The organism is Shinella sp. SUS2 (assembly GCF_001262505.1).
In the GTDB taxonomy this organism is placed as follows: Bacteria; Pseudomonadota; Alphaproteobacteria; order Rhizobiales; family Rhizobiaceae; genus Shinella.
In genome coordinates this window covers 22,023-37,224 of the sequence record NZ_KQ410754.1, presented here as the reverse complement: position 1 = coordinate 37,224, position 15,202 = coordinate 22,023, and the positions used below count along the sequence as shown (strand labels likewise).

At 63.8% G+C, this 15,202-nt stretch carries 16 protein-coding genes; 8 read left to right on the top strand and 8 right to left on the bottom strand.

The genetic code is table 11. The annotated features are described in order from the left end of the window. The 4 genes from AKG11_RS29895 to AKG11_RS29880 form a co-directional block, all read left to right on the top strand. On the top strand, positions 1 to 180 hold a 180-nt coding region (locus AKG11_RS29895), incomplete at its 5' end, for a 4Fe-4S dicluster domain-containing protein (RefSeq protein WP_050746580.1). Positions 181 to 420: 240 nt separating this feature from the next. Continuing rightward, positions 421 to 1,050 carry a L,D-transpeptidase gene (locus AKG11_RS29890; RefSeq protein WP_023512015.1) on the top strand — a complete coding sequence of 210 codons (630 nt, stop codon included), beginning with the start codon at positions 421 to 423 and terminating at the stop codon, positions 1,048 to 1,050. A gap of 374 nt (positions 1,051 to 1,424) precedes the next feature. Further along, entirely contained in the window at positions 1,425 to 2,423 is a 999-nt protein-coding gene (locus AKG11_RS29885; protein ID WP_023512014.1) for an ABC transporter substrate-binding protein, read from the top strand. Positions 2,424 to 2,580: 157 nt separating this feature from the next. Then, on the top strand, positions 2,581 to 3,468 hold the full coding sequence (locus AKG11_RS29880; protein WP_050746579.1) for an ABC transporter permease: 888 nt from the start codon (positions 2,581 to 2,583) through the stop codon (positions 3,466 to 3,468). Positions 3,469 to 3,531: 63 nt separating this feature from the next. On the opposite strand, the gene AKG11_RS29875 is transcribed toward AKG11_RS29880, so the two are convergent. Then, positions 3,532 to 4,440, bottom strand: coding sequence for a DMT family transporter (locus tag AKG11_RS29875; RefSeq protein WP_050746578.1), 909 nt, complete (start codon positions 4,438 to 4,440; stop codon positions 3,532 to 3,534). 140 nt (positions 4,441 to 4,580) lie between these two features. Between AKG11_RS29875 and AKG11_RS29870 the strand changes: the two genes are divergently transcribed. Further along, positions 4,581 to 5,051 (top strand): Lrp/AsnC family transcriptional regulator, encoded by a 471-nt coding sequence (locus AKG11_RS29870; protein WP_050746577.1) that lies wholly within the window; start codon positions 4,581 to 4,583, stop codon positions 5,049 to 5,051. Positions 5,052 to 5,159: 108 nt separating this feature from the next. Here the strand turns inward: AKG11_RS29870 and AKG11_RS29865 are convergent, their stop codons facing one another. Further along, positions 5,160 to 5,576 (bottom strand): DoxX family protein, encoded by a 417-nt coding sequence (locus AKG11_RS29865; protein WP_050746576.1) that lies wholly within the window; start codon positions 5,574 to 5,576, stop codon positions 5,160 to 5,162. Between the two features lie 193 nt (positions 5,577 to 5,769). Beyond that, complete coding sequence (locus AKG11_RS29860) at positions 5,770 to 6,783, bottom strand: zinc-binding alcohol dehydrogenase family protein (protein ID WP_050746575.1); 1,014 nt, start codon at positions 6,781 to 6,783, stop codon at positions 5,770 to 5,772. 101 nt (positions 6,784 to 6,884) lie between these two features. Between AKG11_RS29860 and AKG11_RS29855 the strand changes: the two genes are divergently transcribed. Beyond that, positions 6,885 to 7,289, top strand: a complete 405-nt coding sequence (locus AKG11_RS29855) for a winged helix-turn-helix transcriptional regulator (RefSeq protein ID WP_050746574.1) — start codon at positions 6,885 to 6,887, stop codon at positions 7,287 to 7,289. 20 nt (positions 7,290 to 7,309) lie between these two features. Here AKG11_RS29855 and AKG11_RS29850 read toward each other — a convergent pair whose 3' ends face one another. After that, entirely contained in the window at positions 7,310 to 8,548 is a 1,239-nt protein-coding gene (locus tag AKG11_RS29850) for an MFS transporter (protein ID WP_050746573.1), read from the bottom strand. 353 nt (positions 8,549 to 8,901) lie between these two features. On the opposite strand from AKG11_RS29850, the gene AKG11_RS29845 reads away from it, so the two are divergent. Next, positions 8,902 to 9,840, top strand: a complete 939-nt coding sequence (locus tag AKG11_RS29845; protein ID WP_050746572.1) for a diacylglycerol/lipid kinase family protein — start codon at positions 8,902 to 8,904, stop codon at positions 9,838 to 9,840. A 164-nt stretch (positions 9,841 to 10,004) separates the two neighbouring features. Here AKG11_RS29845 and AKG11_RS29840 read toward each other — a convergent pair whose 3' ends face one another. Further along, positions 10,005 to 11,363 carry a glutamine synthetase family protein gene (locus tag AKG11_RS29840; protein WP_023511893.1) on the bottom strand — a complete coding sequence of 453 codons (1,359 nt, stop codon included), beginning with the start codon at positions 11,361 to 11,363 and terminating at the stop codon, positions 10,005 to 10,007. Between the two features lie 149 nt (positions 11,364 to 11,512). On the opposite strand from AKG11_RS29840, the gene AKG11_RS29835 reads away from it, so the two are divergent. Beyond that, the gene (locus tag AKG11_RS29835) at positions 11,513 to 12,886 is read left to right on the top strand and encodes an aspartate aminotransferase family protein (protein WP_050746571.1); all 1,374 of its coding nucleotides are present in this window, start codon (positions 11,513 to 11,515) and stop codon (positions 12,884 to 12,886) included. 9 nt (positions 12,887 to 12,895) lie between these two features. On the opposite strand, the gene AKG11_RS29830 is transcribed toward AKG11_RS29835, so the two are convergent. The 3 genes from AKG11_RS29830 to AKG11_RS29820 all read right to left on the bottom strand — a co-directional run bounded on the left by AKG11_RS29830 (position 12,896) and on the right by AKG11_RS29820 (position 15,077). Then, a complete protein-coding gene (locus AKG11_RS29830; RefSeq protein ID WP_050746570.1) occupies positions 12,896 to 13,285 on the bottom strand; it encodes a type II toxin-antitoxin system VapC family toxin in 390 nt (129 codons plus the stop codon). Next, positions 13,282 to 13,512 carry a type II toxin-antitoxin system VapB family antitoxin gene (locus tag AKG11_RS29825; RefSeq protein ID WP_024270733.1) on the bottom strand — a complete coding sequence of 77 codons (231 nt, stop codon included), beginning with the start codon at positions 13,510 to 13,512 and terminating at the stop codon, positions 13,282 to 13,284. Before AKG11_RS29825 ends, AKG11_RS29830 begins: the two co-directional genes overlap by 4 nt. Before the next feature lie 62 nt (positions 13,513 to 13,574). Further along, complete coding sequence (locus AKG11_RS29820; RefSeq protein ID WP_050746569.1) at positions 13,575 to 15,077, bottom strand: AMP nucleosidase; 1,503 nt, start codon at positions 15,075 to 15,077, stop codon at positions 13,575 to 13,577. Positions 15,078 to 15,202: the final 125 nt, after the last annotated feature.

The window sequence follows — 15,202 nt, the reverse complement described above, 5'->3', positions numbered from 1 at the left end:
TCCACCCGCTACTGTCCCGCCGGCGTCTACGAATGGGTGGAGAAGGACGGCAAGGACGTGTTCGTCATCAACGCGCAGAACTGCGTGCACTGCAAGACCTGCGACATCAAGGACCCCAACCAGAACATCAACTGGGTGCCCCCGCAGGGCGGCGAAGGGCCGGTCTATCCCAATATGTGAGGTTCGAAGAGGCCGGATCGCACGGACCCCCGCAGGAAAAAAGCGCGGTGAGGGGCCGTTTATCCCACTACGGGATGCGGATCGCATCGAGATGAACGAAAAGGCCGGGCGGATTGCCCGGCCTTTTTTCTGCCATGCACCTTAACCGTGCCCGCAACCCCGACGCGCCGCTTAACCCTCGATTAACCATAACCGCATAATTTCCCGCCCCGAGGACGAAAAATTCAAGGGGCTTTAACCATGTCGATTTCCCGCCGCGGATTCTTGCTCGGCGCATCCGCACTGCTCGCCGGCTGTGCGACGAACGGCACCAGCGACCGCGCCAACTACGGCGACCGGCTGGACGAGAAATTCCCGCTGAAGGCGATCCCGATTGACAAGATCAAGCCCGACCTGCGCCGCCAGGAAGTCGCCTATGACACCGGTCATGCGGCCGGCACCGTCGTCGTCGACACGCCGGCCCGCAGGCTCTACTACGTGCTCGGCAACGGCCGGGCGATGCGCTACGGCATCGGTGTCGGCCGTCAGGGCTATTCGCTGGCCGGCAGCGCCACCATCGGCCGCAAGGCGGAGTGGCCGACCTGGACGCCGACGCCGAACATGATCCGCCGCGACCCGAAGAAGAACCTGAAATATGCCGGCGGCGTGCCCGGCGGGCTCAACAACCCGCTGGGTGCCCGCGCCATCTATCTCTACCAGAACGGCAACGACACCATGTTCCGCATCCACGGCACCAACCAGCCGTGGTCGATCGGCGAGGCCATGTCGAGCGGCTGCGTGCGCATGCTCAACCAGGACGTGATCGACCTTTACGCCCGGGTGCAGCCCGGCGGCCGCGTCCACGTCATCCAGGGGCGCCGTCAAGCCTGACGGGCGGCGCGGATGCGACATCGCGCCGGGCCGGTGCGGGAAGAGGGGTCGGCTTTCGCCGGCCCTTTCGGCGTTTTCATTCTTTGAAAAAGCTGAACTGTATCATAACATTGCCGTCGCGACCCCAAGTTTGGACAAAGTCGGGGCCGTCTTGCGGATTTGGCCGTTCCATGACGCATAGGGGTCAATGGCAGACGCATTCGTACCGGCATTCGACTCCGTAGCTGCAAAAGTCGAGGCTGCGGTATCGTGGAAAGAGAAGGCCCTCGACTGGCCCTGTCCAAGATTGGATCCGCATGGGATCACGGGCCCGGCGCCGGCGGTGCAGCGGGCCCTTGTCGGCACAATGACACCGCCGAAATGAGGGAACGGATATGAAACATCTTCTTGCTTCCACCTGCCTCGTCGCCGGCCTTCTGGCCATGACGGGTGCGGCGCGCGCCGAATGTGGCGACGTGACCATTGCCAGCATGAACTGGCAGAGCGCCGAGGTTCTGGCTGCGCTCGACAAGTTCATCCTCACCGAAGGTTACGGCTGCAATGCCGAAGTCATCGTCGGTGACACGGTTCCGACCATCACCTCGATGATCGAGAAGGGTGAGCCGGATCTTGCGCCGGAAGGCTGGGTCGACCTGCTGCCGGACGTCGTCAACCGGGGCATCGAGGAAGGCAAGCTGATCGGTGCTGCCGTTGCCCTTTCCGACGCCGCCGTGCAGGGCTGGTGGATCCCGAAATACATCGCCGACGCCAATCCGGACATCAAGACGATCGACGACGCGCTGAAGCATCCGGAACTGTTCCCGGATCCGGAAGACAAGTCGAAGGGCGCCGTGCACAACGGCCCGCAGGGCTGGGGCGGCACGGTCGTGACCGGCCAGCTCTACAAGGCCTATGGCGGCGAAGCGGCGAATTTCACGCTGGTCGACACCGGCTCGGCCGCCGGCCTCGACGGCTCGATCGCCAAGGCCTACGAGCGCAAGGAAGGCTGGGTCGGCTACTACTGGGCGCCGACGGCCCTTCTCGGCAAGTACGAGATGGTGAAGCTCGAGCACGGCGTTCCCTATGACGCCGCCGAATGGAAGCGCTGCAACACGGTTGCCGATTGCCCGGATCCGAAGAAGAACGACTGGCCGAAGGACAAGGTCCAGACGCTGGTGACCAAGACCTTCTCCGAGCGCGCCGGCGCCGATGTCATGGGCTACCTGAACAAGCGTTCGTGGAGCAACGACACGGTCAACAAGCTGATGGCCTGGATGACCGACAACCAGGCGAGCGGCGACGATGGTGCCAAGCACTTCCTGGAGGAGAACGAAGCCCTCTGGAAGGACTGGGTCTCGCCGGAAGCAGCCGAAAAGATCAAGGCTGCGCTCTGAGCGGCTGATCGAAACGGGCGGCGTGTCTTCGGGCGCGCCGTCCTGCCTTCGTTTTATCGCATGTCGCTGGCGCAAATCGCTGCGCATATCAGCGCAACATCTATCAGGGTTGGCTTGAAGACCGGCGCAGATTGGTCAGAGCCGGAAGGGGATCGATATGGAATGGTTCACGAAATTTCCGACGATGGACGCGGATACCCTGCGCGATCTCAAGAAGACGATCGATGAGGGCTTCCGCACCTTCACCCGCGCCTATGGTGATGGCATCGAATCGATCTTCGAGCCGCTGCAGCACTTTCTCATCTGGTCCGAGCGCTTCATGACGAAGACGCCCTGGCCCATCATTCTTGTGTTGATCGCGCTCGTCGCCTGGTTCGCCAGCCGCAACTGGAAGATCGTCGCCGGTGCCGTCGGCACGCTGCTGGTCATCGGCTATTTCGACATGTGGGACGACACGATGAAGACGGTCTCGATGATCTTCGTCTGTACCGTCCTCTCCATCGTCATCGGCATTCCGATCGGCATTCTCATGTCGCGCTCGGACCGGGTGCAGAACATCATCAACCCGGTTCTCGACGTGATGCAGACCATGCCGAGCTTCGTCTACCTGATCCCGGTCGTCATGCTGCTCGGCATCGGCAAGGTGCCGGGGCTCATCGCCGTCGTCATCTATGCCATCCCGCCGATGATCCGCCTCACCAATCTCGGTATCCGCCTCGTCGACAAGGACGTGCTGGAAGCGGCGGACGCCTTCGGCTCCTCGAGCTGGCAGAAGCTGAAGAACGTGCAGATGCCGCTGGCACTGCCCACCATCATGGCAGGCATCAACCAGACCATCATGATGGCGCTCGCCATGGTGGTCATCGCCTCGATGATCGGCGTGCAAGGTCTCGGCCAGCCGGTGCTGAAGGCCATCTCCAACCAGTATTTCACGCTCGGCATCTTCAACGGCCTCGCCATCGTCGGCATCGCGATCATCTTCGACCGCGTCAGCCAGGCTTTCGGCAAGCGCCTGCAGAAACACCGCGAGATCATTCACGGTTGATTCGCGCGGACGTGAAAAAGGGCGCCCCGGCGACAAGCCGCGGGCGCCCCTTTTGTTTGGATCTTAGTGCTTGCGCGAGAACAATCCGGTCGAAAGCACCACGCCCGCGCCGACGACCAGCGCCGCGGTGATTTCCGCCGCACCAAAGCTTTCACCGAGAAAAACCGCGCCGCCGAGCGTTGCTAGCACCGGCGTGATGGCGGTGAAGGCGGCGGCCTGGCTGCCGCCGAGCGCGCGGATGGCCGTGCCGTAGGCGAAGGTAGCGATGAGGCCGGAGAGGATGCCCTGGCTGGTGACCTGGAGCGCGAGGTCGGACAGCGAGGCCTGGCCGAGATGCGTGCCATAGATGGCGGCGAGCACGAGATGGATCAGGAACGACCAGACGGCGATGAGGGCTGCTCCTTCCAGCGCACTTAGCCCCGAGCGACGGAAGGCATGGGTGAAGCCGGCCCAGAGAACGGCGCCGAGCGGCAGGAGCAGGAAGCCGGTCATCGTCATGCCACTCTTCTGCAAGCTGGCGGCCAAAAGGATGACGACGCCGGCAACGATGGCGGCGAGGCCGGCAAGGCGCATGCGATCCGGCCTCTCGCCGAAGAGCGCGATGCCGATCAGCGCGGTCGCCAGCGGCATGGAGCCGCCGAGAAGGATGCCGCCGGGTGCGGCGGGCGTCACATGCAGGGCTGCCGCCGTGACCTGGAAGAACAGCGCACCGGCCCCCGCTACCATGACGACGACGAGTTTCAGCGGCACGCCCTTCGGCAGCAGCCCGGTCTTCAGCCAGATCGGCGCCAGCAGGATGGCCGGCACGCCATAGCGGATGAGGCCGATATCGACGGTGCCGAGCGGTGTTGCGGCCGTGTGCCGGGTCGCCAGCACCCAGGTCGCCCATATCAGCACCGTGACGACCGCGCCGGCATAACCGGCGACCTGCGGATTGGATTTCCCTTCGGACGAAAGCGAGATCATGGCCATGGCGACGTTCCTTCCCGGCGTTGGCGCAATTCATGGTGAGACTCTAGCGCCGGGGGGCGAGGCATGTCCTTGCGACTTATGCCTTCTGGAATGTAGAATGCGCAGGATCATGCCAAAATCTGCGGGGAAAGTTTTGGAAAATGCCAAATCTCGATAAATTCGATATCGCCATCCTGAAGGTGCTTCAGGAGGATGCGCGCGCGACCAATGTCGAAATCGCCGAGCGGGTGAACCTCTCGCCGTCGCCCTGCCTGCGCCGCATCCGCAATCTGGAAAAATCCGGCGTGCTGCGCGGCTACCGTGCCGATATCGACCGCAAAGTGGTCGGCCTCGGCCTCACCGTCTTCGTCGAAATCAAGGTGGGGCGGCACAGCAAGGAAAACGCCATGGCCCAGCAGGAGGCGCTGCTCGCCATTCCGGAAGTGGTGTCCTGCTTCCTGATTTCCGGCAATGCCGATTTTCTGGCGGAGGTGGTGGTCGAGGACCTCTCGGCCTACGAGCGGCTCCTGACCGAGACGCTGCTCGCCATGCCCGGCGTCACCGACATCCGCTCCAATTTCGCGATCCGCAGCATCAAGACCGGCGGCCCCCTGAAGCTGCCGTCGCTCTGACGCGGAAAACCGCCCCGACGAGAGGCGTCGGAGCGGTTGGGACGGCCGGAGAGGCGGGGCCGTCCGGGGACGCCACCCCGGAGAGAGGGGGCGGCGTCCGACCTGTCGTCAATGCGCAGAGGCGACAGGCGCTTTCGCGGATTTCCAGGCGACGACCATGAGCGCGCCGATGACGGTGATGTGCTCCATCACCACGTAGAATTCGATCGTGCGGATCGGCTCCTGCATGGTCCAGAAATTATGCGCGATCGGGATGGTCAGCGCCGTGAAGACGGCAAGCATGCCGGCGCCGAGCCAGGTCCAGCGGTTGGCGATGATCAGCGCCGAGCCGACAAGCTGGGTAATGGCGACGGCGATGTTGAAACCCGTCGCCGGCTCCAGGCCGAAATGCGCCATCTCGGCCACGCCGGCGTTGAAATCGGCCAGTTTCGCGATGCCGGAGAGCCAGAACATCGAGGTGAGGACCGTGCGGGCGAGGAAGCCGAAGACGCGGCTGCCGGTGATGTTTTCGACGAGGGCGGACATGGATAGTCTCCGATAGATGACATGGACCCGCGGGGCGTCTTTCAGGCTGTCCCCGCCTGCCGCCCGCCGGTTGTTCTGTCCCTGTCCGGCGTGCTGCGATGGCTTATGTCTATCAGAGTTCGGGTGCGGTCGTGTCACCCTGGTAACACCCTTCGCCGCCCATTTTCGGGGGCGACGAAGGGCGTGCGCGGGCTCAAAAACCGTCGAGCACCAGCTTGCCGCGCGTGCGCCCGCTTTCGATCATCGCATGGGCCTTCCTGAGGTTTTCGGCATTGATCGGACCGACGACCTCGGCCAGCGTCGTGCGGATTTTTCCGTCATCGACGAGACGGGCGACGGCGTTCAGCAGCTTGTGCTGCTCGATCATGTCCGACGTCTGGAGAAGCGAGCGGGTGAACATCATCTCCCAATGCGTTGAAACGGACTTGCGCTTGAGGGGCAGCACATCCAGCGCCTTCGGATCGTCGATGAGGCCGAAGCGGCCCTGCGGCGCGATGGCCTCGGCGATCTCCGCCAGATGGTCCACCGAATTGGTCGTCGAGAAGATGAAGGCCGGGGCGCCGATGCCCAGCGCCGCGACCTCGGCGGCGAGCGGCCTGCTGTGGTCGACGACATGGTGCGCGCCGAGGCTCCTGACCCAGTCAGCCGTTTCCGGCCGTGAGGCCGTTGCGATGACGGTAAGGTCCGTCAGGGTGCGGGCGAGCTGCACGGCGATAGAGCCGACGCCGCCGGCACCGCCGATAATGAGGATGGCGTTTGCCGCACCCGGCACGGCATCGCGAACCTTCAGCCGGTCGAACAGCATTTCCCAGGCGGTGATCGCCGTCAGCGGCAGTGCGGCAGCGGCGGCGAAATCGAGCGAGGCGGGCTTGCTGCCGACGATGCGCTCGTCCACCAGGTGGAACTCGGAATTTGTGCCGGGCCGGTCGATGGCGCCGGCATAGAACACGGCGTCGCCCGCCTTGAACAGCGTGACGTCCGGTCCGACGGCCTTGACGATGCCCGCCGCATCGAAGCCGAGCACGCGCCATTCGCCGCCGGCCGGCGCGGCGTTGCGGCGAAGCTTGGTGTCTACCGGGTTGACGGAAACGGCCTTGATCTCGACCAGCAGGTCGCGGCCTTTCGGCTCTGGCACGGGTTGCTCGATATCGACGAGGGCTGTTTCGGAGGTGATTTCCTGCGAGGTCTGGTAGGCGATGGCGCGCATCTGGCTCTCCTTTCGCGTTGAATGGAGCCTAGATGAAGAGTAATCTCACTATCCGCAAGAATGCACATTTAATGCCCATAGTGTCGAAAAAGATACCGTGAATGTCCCGCCCGCGCGCCAAGCTCACGAAGGATTTCCCGGGCTGCCCGGTGGAATCGACGCTGTGTTTCCTCGACGGCAAATGGAAGGGCGTGATCCTGTTTCATCTGCTGGAGGGAAAGCTGCGCTTCAACGAACTGCGCCGCAAATTGCCGAGCGTCACGCAGCGCATGCTGACGAAGCAGCTGCGCGAACTGGAGGATGCGGGCATCCTCTCGCGCACCGTATTCCCCGTCGTGCCGCCCCGTGTCGATTATGAGCTGACGGCCGCAGGCCGCAGCCTGGAGCCGGTGATCAGCGCGCTCGCCGCCTGGGGTTCGAAAAACGTCACCCGCGAAGATGGGCAGACGGTCATCCGCCTGGCCCATGAAACGAAAACGGCGCCCCCGGAAGAGGACGCCGTCTGATCGGTTGAGCCTTAGGGGGATCACTCGGCCGGGCAGGCCGGCGTTGCCGCACGCTCGGTCTTTTCGAGCGCCAGGGAGACGAGGAAGACACCGAAGCCGACGACGGCGGTTGCCGCCCCCACAAAGCCCATCGAGCCGTAGCCGTAGCCGGCGCTGATCGCCATGCCGCCGAAGAGTGCGCCGAGCGCGTTGGCGACGTTGAAGGCCGAGTGGTTGAGGGCGGCGGCGAGCGTCTGCGCATCGCCGGCCACGTCCATCAGGCGCGTCTGGAGCGCCGGGCCGACGACGAAGCTGCAGCCGATGAGGAAACAGCAGATACCGAGCAGGATCGGGTTTTCCGCCGTCAGCGACAGGCTGATCAGCACGAAGAAATAGAGCACCAGCGACCAGCCGATGGTGCGCATCAGCGAGAGGTCGGCGAGCTTGGCGCCGAAGATGTTGCCGACGATCATGCCGCAGCCGAAGATCGCCATGATGACCGGTACCATGCCGACATGGAGCCCGGCGACCTCGGTAACGATCGGCGAGATATAGGAGAAGACGGCGAACATGCCGCAGAAGCCGCTGGCGGCGATGCCGAGCGTCAGCCAGACCTGCTTGCGCTTCAGCGCGCCGAGTTCTGTGAGGGCATTGATGCCCTTCGGCACGCTGTCGCGCGGCAGGAAGACGGCGATGAGTGCGACCGTCAGCAGGCCGGTGATGCCGACAGCGACGAACATGAACTGCCAGTCGAACAGCTGGCCGAAGAAGGCGGCGAGCGGCGTGCCGATCAGCGTGGCGACGGTGAGGCCCAGCATGACCTTGCCGACCGCCTGCGTGCGCTTGTTGACCGGCACCATGGAGGCGGCGACGAGCGCGGCGACACCGAAGTAAGCGCCGTGCGGCAGGCCGGAGAGGAACCGGAAGAGGATGAAGCTTTCGAAGGTGGGCGCGACCGCGCTGGCGAGATTGCCGGCGGCAAAGAGGCCCATCAGCACGAGGAGCAGGTCGCGCCGGCGGAACCGGGCGCCGACGACCGCGATGATCGGGGCACCGACCACCACACCGAGGGCATAGGCGCTGATGACATAGCCGGCCTCGGCCGTCGTCACGCCGAAAGTGGTGCCGACGTCCGGCAAGAGGCCCATGATGGCGAATTCGCCGGTGCCGATGCCAAAACTGCCGACGGCGAGCGCCAGGATGATCAGGGTGACGGTGAGCGCCGAAAGCGGCGGCTGCCCGGAGGAGAGGGCGGCATGGGGCAAGGCATGTTCGGACACGGGATGGCTCCGCAGGAATGGTCCACACGCGGACAATCGGCGACAGACCCTGCACGGGCGGCCACTCCTCCTGGCTGCTGATGCGGTATGGTCCGGCCGGAAAGGCCACGATGGGGAAGGTACAATGCGGCCAGCATGCGTACTCCCGACGCAGGCGACCGGGCGGCAATATATCAAAGAAGGGCGCTCTGCCTACTGCGATTTTTCACCCATCCCGCATTTGGCCGCGGGGCCGGCGCGCACGAATTCTTGCGCCGTATTTCACGGGCGCCTGTTAATCGCCGCTTTCTCTCTTATCTAATGGATCGATCATCACCCTTCAGGCGTTCTCGGCCTAGACGCGGAGTATGCGAATGAGAGTACAGGCGATATTCAACAGGGACGGGGGGACGTTCCGCACCACCGACATGGAGGCCTTTGCCCGCCACGCGGAGAGGGTTTTCTACGAGGCAGGGCACCACCTCGACTGCGATATCGTCGAAGGGGCCGATATCGAAATGGCGCTGCGGCGTTGTTCCGACCGGACGGATCTCGACGCCATGCTGGCCGGCGGCGGCGATGGCACGGTCTCAGCCGCGGCCGGGCTTGCCTGGCAGAGCAGGATGCCGCTTGGCATCGTCCCTGCCGGCACCATGAACCTCTTTGCCCGCTCGCTGAACATTCCGCTCGACATCTGGCAGGCGATCGATGCGCTGGCGGACGGCGACATCGCGGCGGCCGACATCGGCACGGCGGACGACCGGGCCTTCGTGCACCAGTTTTCCGCCGGCCTGCACGCCCGCATGGTGCGCCTGCGCAATGCCATGACCTACCGCTCGCGCATGGGCAAGATCGCGGCCAACACCCGGGCGGCCGTCGGCGTCATCTTCGATCCGCCGGAATTCGAGGTGGAGTTCAATGTCGACGGCGTCGAGGAGCATCGCATGGTCTCCGCCATCAATGTCTCGAACAACCGGTTTGGCGAAAACGGCCTGCTCTATGCCGAGGACCTCACCGGCGGCCATCTCGGTTTCTACACGACGAAACCGCTGAAGCCGACGGGCGTGGCCAAGCTCGCCTTCGATATCCTGCGCGGAAAACTGCGGGAAAATGCCGACGTTACCGAAATGACCGGCACGGCCGTCGACCTGCATTTTCCGAAGGTCGACCGGGCGATCAACTGCGTCATCGACGGTGAGCTGCTGCCGATGGACCGCGACGTCTCGATCCGGCTGCATCCGGGCGAGTTGAAGGTGATGGTGCCGAAAGTCCAGGCGAAGGCCATGGCCACGACGGAACCGGCGGCGGCCTGAGCGCGGGATGCGCGGCGTTTGCCCCTCACCCTAACCCTCTCCCCGCAGGCGGGGAGAGGGTACCTGCCCCGCGGGCGGGTGTTGGTTGAGGAAAGCGGATCGGCCTATCCCTTGCCCCGCTTGCGGGGGGAAGGTGGCCGGCAGGCCGGATGAGGGGTGGATCGCTAAATCCGCGGCAGATAGGTCTGGTAGTCGAAATCCGACACCGTGCGCAGGTAGACGATCGCCTCCTTGCGCTTCGTGTCGCCGTAGAGCTTCTGGTACTCCGCCCCGAACGCATCCTTGATGAAGGGCGAAGCGGAAAACTCCTCGACAGCCGTCAGGAAGTCGTGCGTCAGGCGCTTGGCGTCCGGCGCGTCCTTGCCCGGCTCGGTTACCGGACCCGGATCGAGCGTCTCGTCGAGCCCGAGCAGAATGCCGCCGAGGATCGCGGTCAGCAGCAGGTAGGGGTTCACATCCGCGCCCGCCACACGATGCTCGACGCGCGCCGCCGGACCGTCCTTGTCCGGAATGCGGATGGCGGTGCCGCGGTGGCCGAAACCCCAGGTCAGATCGACCGGCGCGAACGAACCCGGCTGGAAGCGGCGGTAGGAATTGGCGAAGGGCGCGAAGACGAGCTGCGCATCGCGCATCGTCTGCAACATGCCGGCGCAAACCGATTTCAGCTTCACCGGATCGCCGCCCTTGGCATCCAGAATGTTCTTGCCGTCCTTGTCGATGACGCTGCAATGCACATGCAGGCCCGAGCCTGCCTGGTCGGCATAGGGTTTTGCCATGCAGGTGGACTTGAGACCGAAGCGGCGTGCAGCCTGCTCGGCAATGCGCTTCAAGTAGATGCAGTCGTCGGCGGCGGCGAGCGCGTCCGGCCGGTGCAGGAGATTGATCTCGAACTGGCCGGGGCCGAACTCCGCCGTCGTCGCATCCGCCGGCAGGTCCATTTCCTTCGCCCAGGCCCGCACGGTCTGGAGATAGTCGTCGAGCGCGTCCGTCGCCCGCATGTCGTAGAGCTGGAAACCGTTCGGCTCGTCGCGGTACATCAACGCCGCCGGCGGACGCGGCTTGCCGGTCACGCGAAAATCGTCCTCGACCAGGTAGAACTCCAGTTCCGTCGCGACGACGGGCGTCAAACCCCTGTCTTCGAACCGCTTCAGCATGCGGGCGAGAATGGCGCGCGGGTCCATGAAGGTGGGTGTGCCGTCGAATTCGTGCATGGTGGCGAGCACCTGGCGCGATCCCTCGGGCGCCCAGGGCATGGCGGTCAGCGAACGGCGGTCGGGAATGCACACGCCATCGGGATCGCCGACGGAAAGCGAGAGGCCCGTGATGTCGTCATTGTCGTCGCCCCAGATGTCGAGCGACTGGGTGGAGGAGGGCAGGCGCACCGAACCATCCCAGATTTTCTTCTCGCCTTCGGGCGGAACCTGCTTGCCGCGGAGGTCCCCGTTCATGCCGACGAGGAGGATTTCGATACGGGGCGGGGCATTGGCGGGCGGCGAACCGGCTGCCGTCTTGTGGTTTGTCATGGTGCCTGCTTTTGGTTTGGCGGGAAGCATGGACAAGAAAATTTGCTTTCGCTCGATCTCTTGCCAAATGCCTGTTGTATGGGCATTTTCGTAACCCATTCTGTCCCGCCGTTCAATAAGGCGGGATCTACCCCCAAGGATGTAGTCAAATGTCGAACAGCAGTGCAGCAGCCGTTTCCAACCTCGGAGCCCTCGACGCCGCCCATCATCTTCACCCCTTCTCGGACATGAAGAAGCTGAACGCGACCGGCACCCGCATCATCGAACGAGGCGAGGGCTGCTACATCTTCGACAACCACGGCAAGCGCTATCTCGACGGCTTTGCCGGCCTCTGGTGCGTCAACATCGGCTATGGCCGCAAGGAAATCGCGGACGCCGTCGTGCGCCAGATGAACGAGCTGCCCTACTACAACACCTTCTTCGGCACCACGACGCCGCCGGCCGTGCTGCTCGCCCAGAAGATCACGTCGCATGCCGGCCCGAACATCAACCGCGTCTTCTTCACCGGCTCCGGTTCGGAGGCCAACGATACGTGGTTCCGCATGGCCCGCGTCTACTGGGGCGCCATGGGCAAGCCGACCAAGAAGGCGATCATCGCCCGCAAGAACGGCTATCACGGCTCGACGGTTGCCGGCGCGTCGCTCGGCGGCATGAAATGGATGCATGAGCAGGGTGACCTGCCGATCGAGGGCATCCACCATATCGACCAGCCTTTCTGGTATGCCGAGGGTGGCGATCTCACCTCGGACGAGTTCGGCCTGAAGATGGCCCGCCAGCTCGAAGAGAAGATCGACGAGCTCGGTGAGGACAACGTTGCCGCCTTCATCGCCGAGCCGATCCAGGGCGCGGGTGGCGTCATCGTGCCGCCGGCCACCTACTGGCCGGAAATCGCCCGCATCTGCAAGGCGCGCAATATCCTTCTCGTGACCGACGAAGTGATCTGCGGCTTCGGTCGTACCGGCCAGTGGTTCGGCCACCAGCATTTCGGCGTCGAGCCTGACCTTGCGCCCATCGCCAAGGGCCTGTCCTCCGGCTACCTGCCGATCGGCGGCGTCATGGTGTCCGACCGCGTCGGCAACGTGCTGGTCGAAGAAGTCGGCGATTTCAACCACGGCTTCACCTATTCCGGCCACCCTGTCTGTGCGGCCGCGGCGCTGGAAAACCTGCGCATCATCGAGGATGAGAAGCTCGTCGAGCGCGTTCACGACGACATCGGTCCCTATCTCGCTGCGGGTCTCAAGTCGCTCGAAGACCTGCCGATTGTCGGCCAGGTCCAGCAGGTCGGCCTGATGGCCGCCGTCCAGCTTGCCGAGGACAAATCGAGCCGCAAGCGCTTCGAGGACAAGGAAAAGGCCGGCGTCACCGTGCGCAACCATTGCCTGGAAAACGGCCTGGTGCTGCGCGCCACCGGCGACCGCATGCTCTTCTCCCCGCCGCTCGTCATCAGCCATGCGGAAGTCGACCAGATGATCGACATCACCCGCAAGGGACTGGAGCACGCCTGGAAGGTGATGACGGCCTGATCGGCCTCATCACGCGATCCGAAGGCCGAGATGCTCGGCCATCGGATTAAAATCCCTGTCGGCATGGAGCAGGCTGTGGCCATGCTCCATGCAATAGGTGCCGATGATGAGATCGGCGGTCTTGCGGATGGTGATGCCTTTTGAGCGCAGTTTGCGGTAATTGCTCGCGGCTTTGACCGCTATCTCCGGAGAGAGCATCGGTACGACCGTGAACCGCGCCAGTCTCTTCTGAATGTTTGCGGCATGTCGGTCGTTCTCTGCTCCTCGGAGAACCTCCAGAAGAATGACGTCACCCATGATGATATCGGAACCGGCAGACAAGATTTTTAGCCGCGCGGTTTCGGGCGTCAGGATTCCACGGATAGCCGCAATCCAGACCGAACTATCGGCAATGATCATTGCGCCGCGTCTTTACCGAAGTCCTCAGAAGGATCGATATCGGTTCGCATCGCGTCGAGGTCGCCTTCCCACCCGATTCCCCACAGCTCATCCAATGCTTGCCTTCGGTAGCCGTTTTCAACGAACTGGCGAAGCGCCAGCTCGACGGTCGCCTTTTTCGTCGGCAAACCAGAGAGCTCCATCGCCTTGGCGATCAAGTCGTCATCAAGTTCGATGTTCGTGCGCATGCTGACCTCGTGTGTATGAGGAGGGGTGATTCTACACCAAGGCGCGACTGCTCACAACAACGTCACTGAAACGCCGTCTCGAAGAAGCTCCTGAGCTTGCGTGAATGCAGCTTCTCCGTCGGCATGCCTGCGAGCTTCTCCAGCGCCCGGATGCCGATCCGTAGATGCTGGTTCACCTGCGTCCGGTAAAATGCCGTCGCCATGCCCGGCAACTTCAGTTCGCCGTGCAGCGGCTTGTCGGACACGCAGAGCAGGGTGCCGTAGGGCACGCGGAAGCGGAAGCCGTTGGCGGCAATGGTCGCGGATTCCATGTCGAGCGCGATGGCGCGGGACTGGGAGAGGCGTTTGACGGGGCCGCGCTGGTCGCGCAGTTCCCAGTTGCGGTTGTCGATCGTCGCCACGGTGCCGGTACGCATGATGCGCTTGAGGTCATAGCCCTCAAGGCCTGTCACCTCTTCCACGGCGCTTTCCAGCGCAACCTGCACCTCCGCCAGCGCCGGGATCGGCACCCAGACCGGCAGGTCGTCGTCGAGAACGTGGTCCTCGCGCACATAGGCATGGGCGAGCACGTAGTCGCCGAGCGTCTGGCTGTTCCTGAGGCCTGCGCAATGGCCGAGCATCAGCCAGGCATGCGGACGCAGCACGGCGATGTGGTCGGTGATCGTCTTGGCATTGGAGGGGCCGACGCCGATATTGACGAGCGTGATGCCGCCATGGCCCTTCTTCTTGATATGGTAGGCCGGCATCTGCGGCAGGCGGGCGAGCGTCAGATCGGTCTCCGGCTTGTCGGCGCCGGCGGGCGTGACGATGTTGCCGGGCTCGACGAAGGTCGTGTAGCCGTTGCCACCTTCGGCCATCTGCAGGCGCGCCCAGGCGCAGAACTCGTCGACATAGAACTGGTAGTTCGTGAAGAGCACGAAGTTTTGGAAATGGTTGGCGCTCGTCGCCGTATAGTGGCTGAGACGGGCGAGCGAATAATCGATGCGCTGCGCGGTGAACGGCCCGAGCGGCGAGGGCTCGCCGGGACCGGGCTCATAGGCGCCGTTGGCGATTTCGTCGTCGGTGGTGGTGAGGTCCGGCGCGTCGAAGAGATCACGCAATGGCAGCTCGATGCCCTCGGCGATCTCCGCCTCGACATAGGCACCTTCGCCGAAGGCGAAATGCAGCGGGATCGGCGTCGTCGATTCCGATACCACGACGCGAACGCCGTGGTTGCGCATCAGGAGGCCGAGCTGTTCCTTGAGATAGTGCCGGAAGAGCTTCGGACGGGTGATGGTGGTCGTGTAGACGCCGGGCGAGGCGACATAGCCGTATGAGAGCCGGGAATCGACATGGCCGAAGCTGGTCGTCTCGATGGAGACCTGCGGGTAGCAGGCGCGGAACCGCTTGTCGGGCGTACCGTTCTTGCCGAGCGAGACGAAGGCATTCGTCAGAAAGGTCGTGTTGCGGTCGTAAAGGGCCTGAAGGGCATCGACCGCGGCCACCGGATCCTCGAAGGAACGGGGCTCATAGGGCTCGGGCGTTGCGAAGGAAAGGGGCCTGGGGGAGAAGATTCGTTTGCTCATGAATCACTATAAGTGTTGTTGTTTGACAAGCAAACGACAACTTCAGCGCGCCCGCAAGCCTCAGGACCGATCGACATTCAACCCGTGCCGTTTGCAGGCCGGTACGGGCTGAATGTCGATCGGTC

Excerpts from the sequence above, each read along its gene's own strand:
- AKG11_RS29890 (WP_023512015.1), top strand. The coding sequence starts at position 421 with ATGTCGATTTCCCGCCGCGGATTCTTGCTCGGCGCATCCGCACTGCTC.
- AKG11_RS29885 (WP_023512014.1), top strand. The coding sequence starts at position 1,425 with ATGAAACATCTTCTTGCTTCCACCTGCCTCGTCGCCGGCCTTCTGGCC.
- AKG11_RS29880 (WP_050746579.1), top strand. The coding sequence starts at position 2,581 with ATGGAATGGTTCACGAAATTTCCGACGATGGACGCGGATACCCTGCGC.
- AKG11_RS29875 (WP_050746578.1), bottom strand. The coding sequence starts at position 4,440 with ATGGCCATGATCTCGCTTTCGTCCGAAGGGAAATCCAATCCGCAGGTC.
- AKG11_RS29870 (WP_050746577.1), top strand. The coding sequence starts at position 4,581 with ATGCCAAATCTCGATAAATTCGATATCGCCATCCTGAAGGTGCTTCAG.
- AKG11_RS29865 (WP_050746576.1), bottom strand. The coding sequence starts at position 5,576 with ATGTCCGCCCTCGTCGAAAACATCACCGGCAGCCGCGTCTTCGGCTTC.
- AKG11_RS29860 (WP_050746575.1), bottom strand. The coding sequence starts at position 6,783 with ATGCGCGCCATCGCCTACCAGACCTCGCAGGAAATCACCTCCGAAACA.
- AKG11_RS29855 (WP_050746574.1), top strand. The coding sequence starts at position 6,885 with ATGTCCCGCCCGCGCGCCAAGCTCACGAAGGATTTCCCGGGCTGCCCG.
- AKG11_RS29845 (WP_050746572.1), top strand. The coding sequence starts at position 8,902 with ATGAGAGTACAGGCGATATTCAACAGGGACGGGGGGACGTTCCGCACC.
- AKG11_RS29840 (WP_023511893.1), bottom strand. The coding sequence starts at position 11,363 with ATGACAAACCACAAGACGGCAGCCGGTTCGCCGCCCGCCAATGCCCCG.
- AKG11_RS29835 (WP_050746571.1), top strand. The coding sequence starts at position 11,513 with ATGTCGAACAGCAGTGCAGCAGCCGTTTCCAACCTCGGAGCCCTCGAC.
- AKG11_RS29830 (WP_050746570.1), bottom strand. The coding sequence starts at position 13,285 with ATGATCATTGCCGATAGTTCGGTCTGGATTGCGGCTATCCGTGGAATC.
- AKG11_RS29825 (WP_024270733.1), bottom strand. The coding sequence starts at position 13,512 with ATGCGCACGAACATCGAACTTGATGACGACTTGATCGCCAAGGCGATG.
- AKG11_RS29820 (WP_050746569.1), bottom strand. The coding sequence starts at position 15,077 with ATGAGCAAACGAATCTTCTCCCCCAGGCCCCTTTCCTTCGCAACGCCC.